Raw genomic sequence first — 16,272 nt, forward strand, 5'->3', positions numbered from 1 at the left:
CTGCTAGGGCAGCAGATCTGGGGCCGATTAGGATTCGACGCCGGTGATGAAACTCTAGGGGCATGCCGAGTTGGTAACAGAACTCGTAAATCCACTGTTGCAACTTTCTATAGTTGCCAATGACGAAACCTACGGGGAACAAGCTCTCGCCGCGTAAGCGGTGCTAGCCTTCCTTCTGGCAGCTTCGGCTCCAGCAATCATCAGGGGATGTCTGTAAACCCAAAATGATTGTCATATAGAACAGAATCGCCGTGCAGTACGCTGTGGACGAATCGGCTAAAACTTACACAGCTCGCCCAACGCACCCTGCCAATCGGGTCGCAGAGGGTTAACTTAATAGATCTGGCTAAGCATGTAGTCCCGAAAGCGGAGTACTGGCGGACGGGGGTTCAAATCCCCCCGGCTCCACCAAATTTGTTGTAAGTCGTTGATTTCTAAAGCTTTTTACCTCCCGGATGGTTCCTAGGAATACCAAAAGGGAGGCAAAAGGCGGCAGAAATGGGCGGCACGCCTCCCCGACGCACCCTTTCTGGAGTGTGTCTCTAATGCCCAATCACGTAGAGAAAAGTCGCCACGGTCTCTATTACCTGCGTCTCCCCAAACGCCTTGCCCACTTAAATGCTGACAAACGCATCTCACTTCACACTCACAGCAAACGACTTGCCATCCAGCGTGCCAAGCGGCATATAGGTAGCCTGGAAAACTGCATGAGTTTGACAGTGAACGAAAGCCCAAACGACGCCTCGACTGGATACCAAGCCCTCAAACAAGCCCTTGAGCGCGATTTCAGGGAAGAGAACGATAAGCTCGATGCGTTGCTCCGAAAAGCTGCCCCGCTGCCGGACTCCTCAGATGCTGTGCGGCTCACGCTAGAAGCGCGGCTGCGCAACGTTTTGCTTGAAGAAGCCATGGCCTACATCAGCCGCCAGCTGGAAACCTCCGCTGTAACGCCTAGCCAGCAATACAACATTTTGAATTCGCTGCTCAATTTCGCCGAGAATTTGGAGATTGACTTCTCGGGCGCTCGGCAACCGGATGGAGCATGCCGGGAACACTGACTATTTCAATACCGCAGGAGCCGTCTCACCGGCGCCTGTAGGCATGCTGCACTGAGCCAGACAAACTGGCTCGCCAGGGTGTTGCTATACGTCATAGAAAACACAACGGTTAGATTAGTCGTTTTTCGCTGATTTTAGCTGCAATTTTCCCCAACATTGCATCTTTTATCTAACACTCCAGAGTGTGAGAGAAATGCAGATTTACCATTTCATCCGGTAACCACATGGGTTACCCTGTGCGCCTCAATCAGGGGGAGAAGCACTCACATGGCTACTGGCATTTCAGGTCGCGAAAAACTATCGGCGGATGCACTGTTGGCATCCATACCAGGACGAGATCCTCATCCTCTGCCGGGCGCGTCTGCATTACCGGTTATGCATTATCCAAACCGTCTTTCGGAAAAAGAAGTGCGTGAATATCTGCCGTCGGATTTCATAATTCCTGGTCAGAAAGGGCTAGTCGACGCTTCTGGCCCTAACAACAAGCTTATATTATGTGACAACCTTTTTGGTCTTCATGAGCTTCTGAACAGTGGTCGCCGGGCAACTTTGATCTATCTGGACCCACCTTATAATACTGGAATGGAATTTCACTCCAGAGACTTATCACATGCATACAAAGATCAATTTGGAACCGCGCATTACGTAGAATTTATGCGACGCCGATTGATTTTAATGAGAGACCTCTTGACGGACGATGGATCTATTTATGTCCACATTGGACACCAAATGGTCTCGCACCTTAAAGTCATACTAGACGAAATATTTGGATCGCAAAATTTTAGAAATATAATAACTAGAAAAAAATGTAGCAGTAAGAATTTTACAAAACATTCGTTCTCCAACACTAATGATTATATTCTTTTTTATACCAAATCTGATAACTACAAATGGAACAAACCCGGCGAGAAGCCGGACGATGCTTGGATCGAAAAAGAGTATACAAAGGCTGACGCAAAAGGACGTTATAAACTGGTCCCTATCCACGCACCAGGTACACGAAGGGGCGAAACGGGTGAGGCATGGAGAGACATGATGCCACCGCCGGGGAAGCATTGGCAGTATGTTCCTTCGAAATTGGAAGCTCTTGATCAAGCAGGGGAAATCCACTGGTCTAGGAACGGCAATCCAAGAAGGAAACTTTACCTGACTGATGATAAGTTAATTTCGTATTCAGACTATTGGGATCGCTTCCGCGACGCTCATCACCAAAGCATCGCAATCACCGGCTATCCGACTGAAAAGAATTTCGATATGTTGAAGCTAATTGTTGGAGCAAGTAGCGATGAGGGCGATTTAGTAGTTGATCCGTTTTGCGGCTCAGGGACTACGCTAAATGCCGCTAGCGACCTCAAAAGGCAGTGGATTGGTTTAGATCAGTCCTTCGAGGCTATTAAAGCCACTATTACTCGCCTCCGACACGGTTCAAGCCCTATGGGTGACTTCGTCAAAAAACCTGAAAGGCCAGCGAAAATCGTTGATTTATTCGCGTCGATTGACGCTGAAAGCACTGTGACAAAATACCGAGCGTCGTCTAGTTTTGATTTTCTAGTTGACGCCCATGTTGCAGAAGACTTCTGCGATGAAATTAAGGCCTTAGGCGCTATTTGATATCGCGTCCAACAGCCATTCGCGGGTTACACGTGCACTAGCAGTTTTAAGCGTAGTAACCCGCACATTATCCCCCCAGGAGGAGTCAAGATTACAGGCCTCCATCCAAGTGTCTCTGTGCATGAGCCCTGGCCCATCTGAAAGAAATATTAACTTAATCAAATCTCCGGTAGTTTGGTTATACTCTTTAGCTTTCATCACTTTATTAGAGTTTCCTCCCGTACGATCATCCGACTGAGCACCTCCTCTTGTCGCATCATATCGGGCGAACCCCACGGCTAAGACTTCGCCGGTCGCACGGAGCCTAATTACGAAATCTAATGGGTACTGACCAACGAAGTTCGGAAAAATTGTGCTTAACTCTATATCCCTGCCAGCCCCCCTTGGACCTTCGATTATCATGTCGCGACCATGGCTTTCAGAAAACCAATTAAAAAATAGGTCGGTAAGTGCATAGCCAGACTGCCCCCGCGTATCATATTCACCAATTAAGACTGCAAGTGCACTCATTGTCGCGGGAGAAATGTTCGCAAATTGGCTTTGCAATTCATCAATTGGCTTGAATGTCGGTCCGTATGCCTCGACCAGCGCATAGGTCGATATAGTGTTGATTTTCTTTGTCGCTTCTGTATCGCAAACAGGGCTCACGCACCGTCTGAACATCTTTAGCAACGACATCCGCTGTTTTGCGCCGTAATTAGCAGATCTTATATAGCCGAGCAATTCTTCGGACGAAGATGACTGGAGCACTAAGTGTTGAAACAGATTGATATCGTCTCGATACTTTTCTAACAAAATGTCCAAAATTTCAGGAAATTTCACAGACGCATCAATTGGCGTCACGATTTTCTGTACGTCACCCAGCGGTATCTGACTGAAATAATTATCACCCCGCATTTCCTGCACCCTCCTTGATAAAAAGGGAACATTTTCGCCTGAATAGGTGGCCGAATGGTAGCAGCAATCTACCGAGTGCACGATTGCAGAAACACTGTGCCACTAGGCGATGGATACGGCTTAGGCCAGAATGCGTCCTTTCCCATGTGCGTCAAGGGCGGCAATAGGGGATGCTGAAGGGCGGCATAGTGAAACCTTTCGACCTGCAAGGTGTTGATTTTATTTGGTTTTTTACTAAATAATCCCTGCGGTTCGCCTCCCCCCGGCCCACCAAATCCTACAAAAAGCCTGCGTTTATCGCGGGCTTTTTGTTGTCCGGGATTTAGCAAGCGATACCTGTAGGAGCGCCCTGCCCGCGAAAGCGTCCCCAAAATATTCCCACACTTGCGACCCAACCCCCGCCTCGCTACCCTTGCGCTCGCCGCTGCCAAATCAGCGGCCTGGGCGTAGGAACCCGGAACTATCTAGGTGCGCATGTGCCAACCGTTTCCACTGCAAGCGTTTACTCGTTCCGCGGTGAGTCATGGTAGCTATGCGCGGGCACGCTTCGGCGTGGCCGGGTGCCTAGAGTTCCGGTATTCCTACCCCGCGCATAGCTGCCACCCAAAGCCCGTAGGAAGGCCTCTGGCAGCTCCACTACTCTAGACAACCGATCCTCAAATCACCGACCTCGAACAACAGATCAATGAAATTGACGAGCTACTTCGCTGTGCCTCGGCAACGGCCTATGAAAGCGCTGATGCGTTGCGCGGAAGCCAGCGTGACCATGCTTTTTCGGTTTTTCATTTGATTGAGATGGTAAGGGGAAAGGTGGAGCGGATGTCCCAGCAGCAGGCGCACCTTCCGCCACGCTGATAGCGCGATGATGGGTCGCTTGCCTTACTATCTAGCGGGAACGTATGGGCGGTTGATAACTGAGGATGAGGTGGGTCATTCATCGGGTGGTATCGGTCAGTAGATGTCCGAGCCTCCCCTGACCCTCCTCATAAATGAACAACCACTAAGTTGTCCAGGATGGAGTCGTACGATAGGTGGAAGTTGAGTGCAGATTGCGCAGGGTGCTATAGCGCAAATAGATCAGACACCTTTACCCCGTGTTCCACACACCACTTTGAAATTACACACTACGCCAAGATATTGGTCTATTAACCATTATATTTCGAGCGTTTTTGAAAAAGCTCCGAAATTGCCACTATTCCATATTTCCCCCTCATCCTTGATACAAAAAGCGGCTCTGCATCTTCAGCAAAACCAAGAAGCCCCTGAAGGTGCAGAACTTGCTCCTCTGACAATTTTCCACACGTATACCCATGAATCATGGCACTTATTAATCGCTTACGCTCTCGCCCCAAAGAGACTTGCCCTTCATTGTTCAATACCAAACCCGTAACACGGCGCTGGTCTTTCTTAGAAAGATGTATGGTTTTTTTAGCACTTAGCGACAATTTCGGATAAGGCAATGCTTCCAGCGCGGAAGACAAGAATGGCTCTATCTGAGTATAAAGACCTTTAACATTACTAGAGAAGGTGAGGTCATCAGCGTACCTAGTAAAAGTTATTTCCCGCTCGCGGCACCAATCAGAGACAAACTGATCGAACACCCACATAATTGAGTTCGACAAAACAGGCGAACTAGGCGCACCGATACTTAAACACAAGTCAGCCGCACTTTTATGCTTTATACAACTTACCCTTGATATATCTTTTACGGTTTGTGCAGATAGCTCTTCACCAAACACATTGATAAGATGCATATCAATGTCAGACTGCTTAATGGAGCCGAAGAAATTAGTAAAATCAAACTTTGAAATGTACTTGCTACCTTTATGCAGCTCAGCATTTTTCTTAATACTTGAGCCATCTTTGTACGCAGTTGCACAGTCATGTACTGGCAACCGAACAAACAACTCATTCATTAAAATTCGCTGTATATACTTTGTTTCTTTTGCAGGCTGGGCAATTAATCTTGTGCCGCCATTTTTTTTAGCTATCGTATAACTTTTATAAGTATGAGGCGCACGAATTATAAGCCTAAATATGTCGTGACTGGACATGAGCAAAGCGCTAGAGATACTTTTCCTGAAATCATAAACGCTCATTTATCAGCCCCTAATTTAGCATTTATAATTGCTCGAAGACGGTTTCGCTCTGACGGGGTTTCGTTGTAATAAGCCATACATTCTGCGCGGACTCGGAGAGGATCAATTGCCCCATCATCTTTTATAGCAAATCTGATCTTATGAAAAGAATCATTTCTGGATGCAAAAAAGGTTGAATCACTATATTTTATTGGCTGTACAAGCTGGAACTGTTCAAGTAGAAATATCTTTCTTCGTATAACGTCCTTTCTTACAACCCGACCGAGTTTTGCAATAGCTTCAATTAGCTCGCTTTCTTTCAAAGCTATAAAAATGGTAACAAGCTCATATATCAGCACAACAAGATGCACCTCACTATCCAAGTTGAATGATTGAATCTTATTGAGCCCCGCCAACTCGACTTTAATATCATCAATAGCATCACTTACTACGTGCGCATCTATATCCTTGGGCCTTGATATTACCCACGGATAACGCTTTACACCTTTATCATGGTCCCGCCGAATAAATCTAAGTATCCCTAAATTTATAAATGAATGCTCGTCCGCGAACTCATCGGAGACAATCACTATTAACTTCTTACTTAGATCTTTTAGCTGCGAAAAAGCACCCAGCTCAGCTATAGCTCCAGCACTTTCAAGAATGATTACGACCAAAGAGCATATACTGGCTAGATCGGACTCAAAGTCCATAAGATTTTTGAATACGCCGTCATCTTGCCAAGACTTTATTTCTTCCGGCCTAAAAGTCTCATACGGTGGGTGCTGCCGTGTAATGGCATCCCTGAGGGAGGCAATTTCAGGGTCAGAATCCGCAGGATGACTTTTTTCCGGAACGAACCCACCACACAGAAGTACGATGGGGCTTCCTGAGAATAAAACCTTGCTTTCATCGACATCGATGTCAGCAAGGATTCTTTGTCGCGGATCCATGCGAAATAGGACTCTTTACCAAGAATCAGCCGCAGAGAAAATCTGCGGACTGGAGGGAGCTTGCGACTGTAGGTCCGCGGATTTTCTCTGCGGAATAAATCCAAGCAATGCAGTTGAGTCTGGCGAAACGCCCGACTAAGCCTTAGCAGCAACGCTGTGAGGCTCTGTTCGCGTAAAGAGGATCGTTTTTTTAACGTAACGAGCTTGCCCCGTCAAGGTATCCGTATAGAAATCCTTGACCTACCTCATCGCCCCGCCGCAGGCTCGATGGCGCGCCCTCAGACCTAGCCACCAGCCCCCCCCGTGAAGTGTCCACGATAACCATCTGGCATTCTAAGCCCTGCTCGTCGATACTGAGCGCCCGCTAAACGAGTCAGAGCGGCAATTACGACATATAGGGGGCGGCACCGGGCGTTACAGTGGCAGCCTAAGTAATTGATTTTTATACCAAAAAACAAATTAATTTACGAGTTTCGCCTCCCCCCGGCTCCACCAAACAAGCGTTACAAATCAGGCACTTAGCGAATTTCGCAAGTGCGTTTTTTGTGCCCGAATGGTCTGTTTTGGCTTTATCAGTCACAGTAATGACTTCTTGCGTGGATAAAAAACTCGCTCGACGGCGGATCTCTCGGTTTAATCTATTCGTTTAAAGCATGGAGGCACTATGAATCGAACCCTCATTTTCTTAGCCTTGAGCTTGCTCGCCGGTTGCGCTTCTTATAACGAGCGCGGAACCGGGGAGGGAGGCAGGGAAATCACCAACAAAGGCTACACGGTCAGGTGTGATGCAACTCCGCCAAACCAGCCTGGTTGCTACTCTCCGCCCCCATCGTGGACCTGGTGGCCTACAGACAAATTCAAGTTCAGGATTGGGGCCAACTGAACTCAGCGGCGGGAATGCCAATAGGCCGTCGGCAAAGGTGGAGACGCCAAGCCAGGGGCATTCACCTTCATGCCCCTTTGCGGAAATGAACCATCGAATCAACGAAACGCTGGGCCTTGCTCTGTCCGTCGACTAACGAGCTGTTAAGTACAGATCCGGCAAGGTTGCGGGTGATCACTACCCAGCGGCCGCGCTTCGAATAAAGCGTGACTGTTCCTATCGAATTGAAATAGATGCGGGTTTGGAGTGACTTCGAACTAGTCGTCGATGAACCAGAAGCAAATGCGCCGTTGCCAATAGGAACGGCACTGGCGAACCCTTTGGTCTGCGAAACCACACCGTTTCCATATGCGATGTATTCGGTGGTGAAGGCCACTTGTTCAGGCCTGGTCTTCTGCGGTTGCTCCATCAAGACCTGCTCTATAACCGACCTAGCCTGCTCGTCAGATATCGTGGCTGGTTGATACTCAACAACTTTCGATGCACACCCGGTGAGGATTAGCGCCGACAACAGGACTGCCCACTTCATTTAAATCTCCCTGAAAGCATCTGCTGTGCGACCGGTTCTACCTAAGCCGCGCAAGGTGGGTTTATCTGCATCATAGAAGTCTGCTTCCGAAATCCGTGAGCGAAATTTCCGAACGTATCTGCACCGTGTTGTCGATGCACCCCATCGTCGGCAAGTCGGATTCCTACGCCCTCCGGGCAGAAGATAACAGTCGACATCAACCTTTCCCCATTGACATTCCCCCAATGGCAAGGATTAACGTAATCACCTCTACCTCTACGACATTGAGATGAATATCCCCATGAATAAGATCCTGGCATTTACCACGCTCGCTTTAAGCCTCACTTCGTCCGTGGTCATGGCCGCCGACGACAGCAACATCGACCAGATGCACAAGGACTACATGCAATCGATGGGCGGGATGAAGGACGACATGCATCACGGCGTCATGAGCAATGACCCGGACGTGGCGTTCGCTCAAGGGATGTTGCCGCATCACCAAGGCGCGGTGGATATGGCCAGGATTCAGCTCAAGTACGGCAAAGACCCGGAAATGCGCGCGCTGGCGGAGAACATCATCAAGGCGCAGGACGCCGAAATGGCGCAGATGAAGGCCTGGCTCAAGGCTCATCCAGAGAAGAAGTAAGAGTTGTGAACGAGGGCTGACGCGCTGTCGGCCGTTACCGCTCATCACCGCTCGTCACCTGTGGACCGCAGGCTAGAGCGGTGAGTTGTGACAACGTTAACAGCGGCGTAGAATCCGCGTCATCACGCTGCACTTCCTCATACTCATAATATTTTGCTCACCTCATGCACTGCCCAGGCACCAGCCTTCGGCGGCATTTTTGTGTGTGGGTCTTTTGAGATTGAGATTGTGTCAGTGGCCGTCGATATTTATGTGAGGCTAGTACGTCTTCAATGAACAGCACCCAGGATGTCCGCACCGGAAGTTGGCTGAGCGTCATCGCTCTGGCCCTCGCGGCTTTTATTTTCAACACCACTGAGTTTGTGCCCGTCGGCCTGTTGAGCGCGATCGGCCACAGCTTTGACATGACAACGGCCCAGGTCGGGCTGATGTTGACGGTGTACGCCTGGGTGGTTTCCCTGACTTCGCTGCCGATGATGCTGATGACCCGCAACATCGAGCGGCGCAAGTTGCTGACCTTCGTGTTCGTGGTGTTCATTGCTAGTCACATCATGTCGAGCATGGCGTCGAGCTTCTCCATGTTGCTGATCAGCCGCATCGGCATCGCGTTTGCGCATGCGGTGTTCTGGTCGATCACCGCATCGCTCGCCGTAAGGGTCGCGCCAGAAGGCAAGCAAGTGCAGGCCTTGGGTTTGCTCTCGACCGGGACGGCGCTGGCGATGGTGCTGGGTATTCCGTTGGGTCGGATTCTCGGCGAAGCGCTGGGCTGGCGCATGACGTTCCTGGCGATTGCCGCAGCCGCTGGGGTTACCGTGCTGTGCCTGCTCAAGTCGCTGCCGCTGTTGCCAAGCCAGAACTCGGGGTCGCTGCGCAGCTTGCCGATTCTGTTCAAACGCCCTGCCCTGATGTCGCTGTATTTGCTGACGGCGTTGGTGGTTACGGCGCAGTTCACGGCTTACAGCTACATCGAACCTTTCGCACAGAGCGTCGCGCACATGAGCGGCGAGATGACCACCGTGCTGTTGCTGCTGTTCGGCGGCGCGGGCACTCTCGGCTCGTTCGTATTCAGCCGTTACAACAATCGCTTCCCCCAAGGCTTACTGATCACGTCTATCGCTGCGCTGGCAACCAGTCTGCTGTTACTGCTGCCGCTGTCGGGTAGCTCATCAATGCTGGGCGGGTTGAGCATCATCTGGGGCATTGCGATCATGTGCTTCGGTCTGGTGATGCAGTCCAAAGTCCTGGCGATGGCGCCTGATGCGACCGACGTGGCGATGGCCCTGCACTCAGGGATTTACAACATCGGCATCGGCGGCGGCGCGCTTCTGGGCAGCATGGTGATCAGCCAGCTCGGCATCGCCAACATTGGCCTGGTCGGTGGCCTGCTGGCTAGTGGTGGCTTGCTGCTGTGCTGCCTGGCGACATACCGGTTCCGCGAGACCTTGCGCGCCTGAGGGTTGCAGGCCATCAGTTGAGAAGGCGCCGGCAGCGAAAGCTGCGGCGCCTTTTTCATGTCTGATACGCACGAAATGAAGTTCCAGCGGCGAACATCATTCCTGTCGATATTCACCATTCGCGCTTATGCCTTCCGCTCAAATCTCATGGGCGTACCATCGCCTCACACCCAAACACGAACTGAGGGCTAGAACATGTTGATTCATTTGCTTACTTGCCTGGCTCTGTCGGCGTTTACCACTTACGTCGTCGCCCTCAAGTTTTTCGACTTGGCCACGGTTTTGATACCCGCCAACGAAGATGAAAATCGTGTCATGGCACCGGCCAACTAAAGGCCAAGTAGCTGACACTTATCAGCACCTTGTTTAACAACTTTCACTGCACTGCGGAGCACTAGACATGACCCGAGAAGTAAGCTTGCACGTCAGCTTCCCCAAGTTTGGCAATAACTACTACTCACAACATGTCATCGCCCGCAAAAAAGAAATGCTGATCAGCGACAACCGTTTTGTTGGGTTTCTGATGCCAGCGGCCGCTCACCACTTCAGTAACGAGGTGATTGGCCTGACGGATCAGTTTCGCTTCCTCAACGACGTCCTGGCCGAGCATCTGCTGGAAGTTGAAAGCAGCAGGCCAGCGCGGAATATCCGGCGCAGCTCGCAGAGCAATAGAATCTGAAGTGGCTGTACTGACTCAAAACAATAAGGGCCTGAACGGGCCCTTATTCATTTCTGAAGATAAAATCCCGTTGCCCGCTTCCCCCTCGCTTCATTCCTCCAACATATTCCCGACTGCTCAAGCGCACGCGTTGCTTTGTAGGATGTACTGCCAACCGAGCGCGACGATAGGCGTAGCAAAAAGTCGCATTTCGCTGTCTCATGGTGACGTCGCGTGATAGCGGCACCCCACTGTCAAACCCACGCGGAAAACAATAATGAAACATGTCCTGCTCGCCAGCCTCATCCTGACCGCTGCCGCCCTGCCACTGTCTGCGTTCGCCAACAATGACGACAGCCAGTGCCAGATGAACCTGAGCAAAATCCGCGACGCCAAAGTCGCCCGACCCAATCTGAGCGATGCCGTCAAAAGCGATATCGACACCACCGTCCACCGCGCCGAATCCGCCCGCGCCCGTCACAACGACGACGGAGCCCGCGAGTGCGTGACTCTCACGCAACAGGCGCTGCAGAAAGTCCAGAGCAACTGAGTCGGTAGCCCAGACGCCGAGGTTTGGCTGAGTAAACGAATATCCTGTGAGAGCGGACCTGTCCGCGAATGCAGTGGTACGGACGACCGATACACTGCGGGTGGGCCGGCCTTTTCGCGGACAGGTCCGCTCCCACGGGGTTTGCGTCTGGCGTGGACTTTGTATGTGGAGAGAATCCAGCTTCTGCCCGCAGGGCGTAGGACTCCGGCTTGCCGACGAAGCTGAGACCTCGGCTTGTCCTGACACTGCGCGTCGTTGGCTTCGCGGGCAAGCCTCGCTCCAACAGGTCGTATATTTGAGCAAGTTGAACAACCAGCTCTCACGAACCTGCACCCGTCCAACGACGCATCTCCTCTTCGATAAAATATGTGACCAGGTCCCGGTACATTTTCTCGATTGCGTCGGCGTTCAGGCCGTCCTGCTCTGCCCAGCTTCGGCGCTGTAATAGCATCGCTTTGAAACGCTCGGGGGCTCTAACTGATGCCTCCGACGTCTTGAATTTAGATGCAGCCTTCACGTACTCAAAGCGCTCGGCTAGAAGCGAAATCACGATTTTATCGATCCGATCAATTTCAGTCCGAATCTCTTCCATACTGGAGCAGGCGCTTGGGCTTATAGGGGTATGAGAGGTCATCCTTGTCATCCTTGTCATCCTTGTCTGATCGTTATCTGCAGCTGCAGCGTCAGCAGAAGTCCGCAATGTACCGATATTAACCATAATGGGAAAACGACTTGCTGCAGGCTCCTGGCAAAAAATGCGTTACGTAACGCTCAAACGCCGCATTTTGGGAGCAAATAAAGATTTCGTGAGAGCGGACCTGTCCGCGAATGCAGTGGTACGGACGACCGATACACTGCGGGTGGGCCGGCCTTTTCGCGGACAGGTCCGCTCCCACGGGGTTTGCGTCTGGCGTGGACTTTGTATGTGGAGAGAATCCAGCTTCTGCCCGCAGGGCGTAGGACTCCGGCTTGCCGACGATGGGCCGGGGTCGCGTCCGACTGCGAAGCGGCCTGAAACCAGACGGCTCAGTGCATCAGGCGCACCTCATCTGCAGGTTTTGCTGCCGCTTCGTGGCAGATAGCGAGCAAGCAGCTCCCACGGCCTCCGGCCAGAATCAGCAAAGCGATCGCAATCTCACTTCAACACCAACAACCGATACTCGCCCGCCTCGCTTTCGATTCCGTGGGTGTCGTGGGTGAAACCGGGGAAGGATTTGTCGAAGTTTTCCAGGGCTCGCAGATACGCCAGCAGCGGTCCATCGGCGGGTCCTGCGTTTTCGCCGGGCATCAACAGCGGGATGCCAGGCGGATACGGCACGATGCCGGTGGCGACGATACGCCCTGCCGCTTGTTCAAGGTTTACCTGCTCAACCTGATTCTTGACCAGCTTTTCATAGGCCTCCACAGGGCTGAATTCCGCTTGCGGCAACATGCCGAACGCTTTGGCCATGGTCGAGGTGGTCTTGTTTTTCTTCATCGCGGCGAAGATGTCCTGAGCCAAATCCTTGAGGCCCATCCCGGCATAGCGCTGTTGATTGGCGGTCAGCAAATCCGGCAGGCACAGTTCCAGCTCTAGGTTGGTGTCGTAGTCGCGTTTGAAGTCCAGCAGCGCATTGACCAGCGTGCCCCATTTGCCTTTGGTGATGCCGATCGAGAACAGGAACAAGATCGTGAAATCAGTGGTTTTCTCAACCACGATCCCTTGTCGTCCCAGGTACGCGCTGAGTACACACGCCGGAATCCCGAAGTCGAGCAATTCGCCGTCGTCCCCCATCCCAGGACTCAGCACCGAGACCTTGATCGGGTCGAGCATGCAGTAGCCTTCTTCGATATCGCCAAACCCGTGCCACACTTCGTTGGGGTGCAACACCCAGCAATTGGGGTCGGTCTTGAGGGTCAACGGATCAGCCTGATGAAATGGCACCACCTCCCCGTCCACTTTCACCGACGGCGGCTGCCAGCACGAGAAGAACCAGTCGTCGTGGCCGAGCATTTCGCTCTTCATGCGCGAAATGACCTGGCGAAACGCGATGGCCTCTTCAATCGATTCGTTGGTCAGAATCTGCCCACTGGGCGCTTCCATCATGGCTGAGCTGACGTCGCACGAGGCCATGATCGCGTAGTTGGGCGAGGTCGAGGCGTGCATCATGAACGACTCGTTAAAGCGCCCGTGTGGAATGGGGTTGCGCCCATTGCGCACGTGAATCATGGATGCTTGGGACAACGCTGCCAGCAGCTTATGAGTCGATTGCGTCGCGAATACAGTCGGGCGTGACTCATCGTGATCAGCGGGATTGCCGTGCATCGCGAAACGGTCTTTGTACAGCGGATTGAATCGCGCGTAGCCGTACCACGCCTCGTCGAAATGCAGGCGATCGACGCTCTGGCCGAGCAGTTCTTCAACGCGGGTGACGTTATAGGTCAGGCCGTCATACGTGGAGTTGGTGACGATGGCGTGGATCGGTGTGGGGTCGATGCCATCCTTGACCAACGGGTTGTTGGCAATAGCAGCCTTCACCGCTTCGGAGCTCAAGGTTTGCGGCAGGATCGGGCCGATGATCCCGTAGCGATTTCGCGTCGGCACCAGATAGGTCGGAATCGCGCCGGACAAGGTCATCGCGTGCTCGGCGGACTTGTGGCAATTGCGGTCGCACAGGGCAATTTGATCGCGCGTGACGCTGGCCATGAGGATGACGCGATTGGAGGTCGATGAGCCATTGGTGACGTAATACGTGCGATGGGCGCCAAACACCTTGGCCGCGTAGCGTTCGCCCTGACCGATGGGGCCGCTGTGATCGAGCAACGAGCCCAACTCGCCGACCGATATCGATAGGTCGGAGCGCAGCAGGTTTTCCCCAAAGAATTCGTAAAACGCCCTCCCCGCCGTGCTTTTCAAAAAAGCCGTACCGCCCGCGTGCCCCGGCGTATGCCACGAATACTCATAGGAGCGCGCGAACTTCAGCAGCGCGCCAAACATCGGCGGCAAGACCGCCTGACGATAGCGCTCGATGGCCGCCATGATCCGCCCACTTAAGAAGCGGCTGGTGTCCTCGGGCAGCCAGATAAAGTCATCGGCGTGCTGCATGACCACCAGCGGAATGCTCGACGCGGTGCTGCGGTCGCTGATCAGAAACACCGGCACCCGCGTGTTGCGCTCGCGCAGATTGGTCAGCAGCTTGATGCACTCCTCGTGCCCCTCGCTTTTGTCCATTTCCCAGCTCAGCAGCACGCACTGAATGGCCGGATCGGAATGCAGAATCGAAGTCGCGTCGCTCAGGCTTTCCGAAACCAACACGCTGATGGAGCGTTCCTCGACATCGTTGATCAGTTGGTTCAAGGCACGACCGAATACGGTGCGTTTGTCCGGCGGGCTGCTGATCAATAGCGCCAGCATGCCAAGCAGGTGTCTGTTTTCCGTCATGGTCGAAGCTCCAGAGTGGCTGAATTCAAGTCGTTCACCGGGGTGGCTGAACCCTCGATGTGCTGCGCGCTGACGGTTTGCACCGGCACGCTGTTATTGAGTGCTTCGAGGCGTATCAGGCGATTGTTGACGAAGCCGAATAGCGTGTAGCCGAAGATGGTCGCCACCCCGCCGAGCATCAGCGCCTGCTCGCCGGAGCTGTAAAGTGCGAGGTAGCTGTAGGCCGCAGCGATCCAGGCGATGACGTTGGTGACTAACGCTTTGCCAGCCGGGACGTTGGAGACCTTCTGCATGGTCATCAACGCGGCCATCGACAGGATGTACGGCACCAGATTAGTCACCACCGCCAGATTCACGAGTATGTCGAACTGCTTGCTTAGGTCCGGGCTGATCGTCAGGAACCCAAGCGCGGTCTGGCCCGCGAGCAAAATCAGCATGCCGACAATCGGAGTACCCGCCTTGTTGGCCTTGGCGAAGATCGGCAGAAAGTACCCCGTGTCCGCTGAGCTTTTGAACACTTGGGCGATGGTGAACTGCCAACCCAGCAACGAGCCGATGCAGGCAAGTACCATCAAGCCCATCACGATGCTGCCGACCATGGGGTTGAACATTTTGGCGAACACCAGCCCAAACGGCGCAGTGGATGCGACCAGCTCGGGGTTGCTGACAATGCCGGCGATGACGTTGGTCGAGACGATGTAAATCACTGCCGCGCCCAAGGTGCCACCGAGGACCGCGATGGGTACGTTTTTCTCGGGGTTTTCCACCGCATCGGTGTTGGCGCACGCCGACTCAAGCCCCAGAAACGCCCACAGCGTAATCGCCACAGAAGCGCCCGCCGCTTCGAACCAGCCTTTGTCATGAGGGTTCCAGCCAGCGGCATAAACGCTGCTGTCGAACCAGAACCAGCCGATAGTCGAAACCAGCAACACCGGGGCGATGACACCCCAAACAGTGATTGCGCCAATCTTGCCGGTGATACTCGCGCCACCGAAGTTTGCGAACGTCGTCAGCCACAATAACCCGATGGTTGCCAGGCCTACTTGCAGGGAGTTCAGCTGCACATCGAACAGCACCTGGATATAACCGACGGCCGTAATACTGATCGCCACATTGGCAATCAATAACGACACGCCGTAAGTGTAATTAGTAATGTAGTTGCCGCTCTTACCGAACGTGTATTCGGCATATCCGCCCATGCCGCCGGTCTTTCGGCTGAGCATGCCACAGCGCGCGAAGGCGTATGCCAGAGCCAGCGAGCCGGTAGCCGTGATGATCCAGGACAGTATCGAAATAGCGCCGACTTCGGCGAGTTTGGACGGTAGCAACACGATGCCTGAGCCCAACATATTGACTGCGGTTAACATCGTCAGCTGCCCCACACTCATTTTCTTTGCGACTGACATTCCGTTGCCTCATTGATGCCGTGAGAGAGAGTGTTAGCTATAGCAAAAGATAGGAATGTGGCAAGAAATGAGGAGCAGACCAACTGCTAGCCTACCGCCATCTTTCTGAAGAATTAAGCTTATTATATGGCGCCGCCGGCACACTAAAA

15 protein-coding genes and 1 other RNA gene are annotated in these 16,272 nt (G+C 52.7%); 9 read left to right on the forward strand and 7 right to left on the reverse strand.

The features are described 5' to 3' along the window. The first annotated feature begins 19 nt into the window (after positions 1–19). The 3 genes from ssrA to ACWKV9_RS20765 all read left to right on the forward strand — a co-directional run bounded on the left by ssrA (position 20) and on the right by ACWKV9_RS20765 (position 2,669). Positions 20–411: a transfer-messenger RNA gene (gene ssrA / locus ACWKV9_RS20755) on the forward strand. A gap of 134 nt (positions 412–545) precedes the next feature. Next, positions 546–1,058, forward strand: a complete 513-nt coding sequence (locus ACWKV9_RS20760; protein ID WP_483838009.1) for a hypothetical protein — start codon at positions 546–548, stop codon at positions 1,056–1,058. Positions 1,059–1,325: 267 nt separating this feature from the next. Next, a complete protein-coding gene (locus ACWKV9_RS20765) occupies positions 1,326–2,669 on the forward strand; it encodes a site-specific DNA-methyltransferase (protein ID WP_483838010.1) in 1,344 nt (447 codons plus the stop codon). Here ACWKV9_RS20765 and ACWKV9_RS20770 read toward each other — a convergent pair. Further along, positions 2,655–3,566: a hypothetical protein gene (locus ACWKV9_RS20770; protein WP_483838011.1), complete on the reverse strand. Its 912-nt coding sequence runs from the start codon at positions 3,564–3,566 to the stop codon at positions 2,655–2,657. The two genes, ACWKV9_RS20765 and ACWKV9_RS20770, sit on opposite strands and share 15 nt — an antisense overlap. Before the next feature lie 690 nt (positions 3,567–4,256). Here ACWKV9_RS20770 and ACWKV9_RS20775 point away from each other — a divergent pair. Continuing rightward, positions 4,257–4,421 carry a DUF6124 family protein gene (locus tag ACWKV9_RS20775; protein ID WP_483838091.1) on the forward strand — a complete coding sequence of 55 codons (165 nt, stop codon included), beginning with the start codon at positions 4,257–4,259 and terminating at the stop codon, positions 4,419–4,421. 290 nt (positions 4,422–4,711) lie between these two features. Here ACWKV9_RS20775 and ACWKV9_RS20780 read toward each other — a convergent pair whose 3' ends face one another. The 3 genes from ACWKV9_RS20780 to ACWKV9_RS20790 all read right to left on the reverse strand — a co-directional run bounded on the left by ACWKV9_RS20780 (position 4,712) and on the right by ACWKV9_RS20790 (position 8,009). Further along, positions 4,712–5,665, reverse strand: a complete 954-nt coding sequence (locus ACWKV9_RS20780) for a retron St85 family RNA-directed DNA polymerase (RefSeq protein ID WP_483838012.1) — start codon at positions 5,663–5,665, stop codon at positions 4,712–4,714. Then, positions 5,662–6,597 carry a retron St85 family effector protein gene (locus tag ACWKV9_RS20785; protein ID WP_483838013.1) on the reverse strand — a complete coding sequence of 312 codons (936 nt, stop codon included), beginning with the start codon at positions 6,595–6,597 and terminating at the stop codon, positions 5,662–5,664. Before ACWKV9_RS20785 ends, ACWKV9_RS20780 begins: the two co-directional genes overlap by 4 nt. A 950-nt stretch (positions 6,598–7,547) precedes the next feature. Further along, positions 7,548–8,009 carry a hypothetical protein gene (locus ACWKV9_RS20790; protein ID WP_483838014.1) on the reverse strand — a complete coding sequence of 154 codons (462 nt, stop codon included), beginning with the start codon at positions 8,007–8,009 and terminating at the stop codon, positions 7,548–7,550. A 280-nt stretch (positions 8,010–8,289) separates the two neighbouring features. Between ACWKV9_RS20790 and copM the strand changes: the two genes are divergently transcribed. The 5 genes from copM (at position 8,290) to ACWKV9_RS20815 (ending at position 11,296) form a co-directional block, all read left to right on the forward strand. Beyond that, on the forward strand, positions 8,290–8,634 hold the full coding sequence (gene copM, locus ACWKV9_RS20795) for a CopM family metallochaperone (protein ID WP_483838015.1): 345 nt from the start codon (positions 8,290–8,292) through the stop codon (positions 8,632–8,634). Between the two features lie 272 nt (positions 8,635–8,906). Then, positions 8,907–10,088: a sugar transporter gene (locus ACWKV9_RS20800; protein WP_483838016.1), complete on the forward strand. Its 1,182-nt coding sequence runs from the start codon at positions 8,907–8,909 to the stop codon at positions 10,086–10,088. 195 nt (positions 10,089–10,283) lie between these two features. Continuing rightward, on the forward strand, positions 10,284–10,421 hold the full coding sequence (locus ACWKV9_RS20805; RefSeq protein WP_483838017.1) for a hypothetical protein: 138 nt from the start codon (positions 10,284–10,286) through the stop codon (positions 10,419–10,421). Between the two features lie 67 nt (positions 10,422–10,488). Then, positions 10,489–10,767 (forward strand): hypothetical protein, encoded by a 279-nt coding sequence (locus tag ACWKV9_RS20810; protein ID WP_483838018.1) that lies wholly within the window; start codon positions 10,489–10,491, stop codon positions 10,765–10,767. 256 nt (positions 10,768–11,023) lie between these two features. After that, entirely contained in the window at positions 11,024–11,296 is a 273-nt protein-coding gene (locus ACWKV9_RS20815) for a hypothetical protein (protein WP_483838019.1), read from the forward strand. Positions 11,297–11,615: 319 nt separating this feature from the next. Here ACWKV9_RS20815 and ACWKV9_RS20820 read toward each other — a convergent pair whose 3' ends face one another. The 3 genes from ACWKV9_RS20820 to potE form a co-directional block, all read right to left on the reverse strand. After that, positions 11,616–11,930, reverse strand: a complete 315-nt coding sequence (locus ACWKV9_RS20820; RefSeq protein ID WP_483838020.1) for an isochorismate lyase — start codon at positions 11,928–11,930, stop codon at positions 11,616–11,618. A 501-nt stretch (positions 11,931–12,431) separates the two neighbouring features. Then, positions 12,432–14,717, reverse strand: coding sequence for an Orn/Lys/Arg family decarboxylase (locus ACWKV9_RS20825; RefSeq protein ID WP_483838021.1), 2,286 nt, complete (start codon positions 14,715–14,717; stop codon positions 12,432–12,434). Continuing rightward, a complete protein-coding gene (gene potE, locus ACWKV9_RS20830) occupies positions 14,714–16,123 on the reverse strand; it encodes a putrescine-ornithine antiporter (protein WP_483838022.1) in 1,410 nt (469 codons plus the stop codon). Before potE ends, ACWKV9_RS20825 begins: the two co-directional genes overlap by 4 nt. Positions 16,124–16,272: the final 149 nt, after the last annotated feature.

It is taken from the genome of Pseudomonas corni (assembly GCF_057128765.1).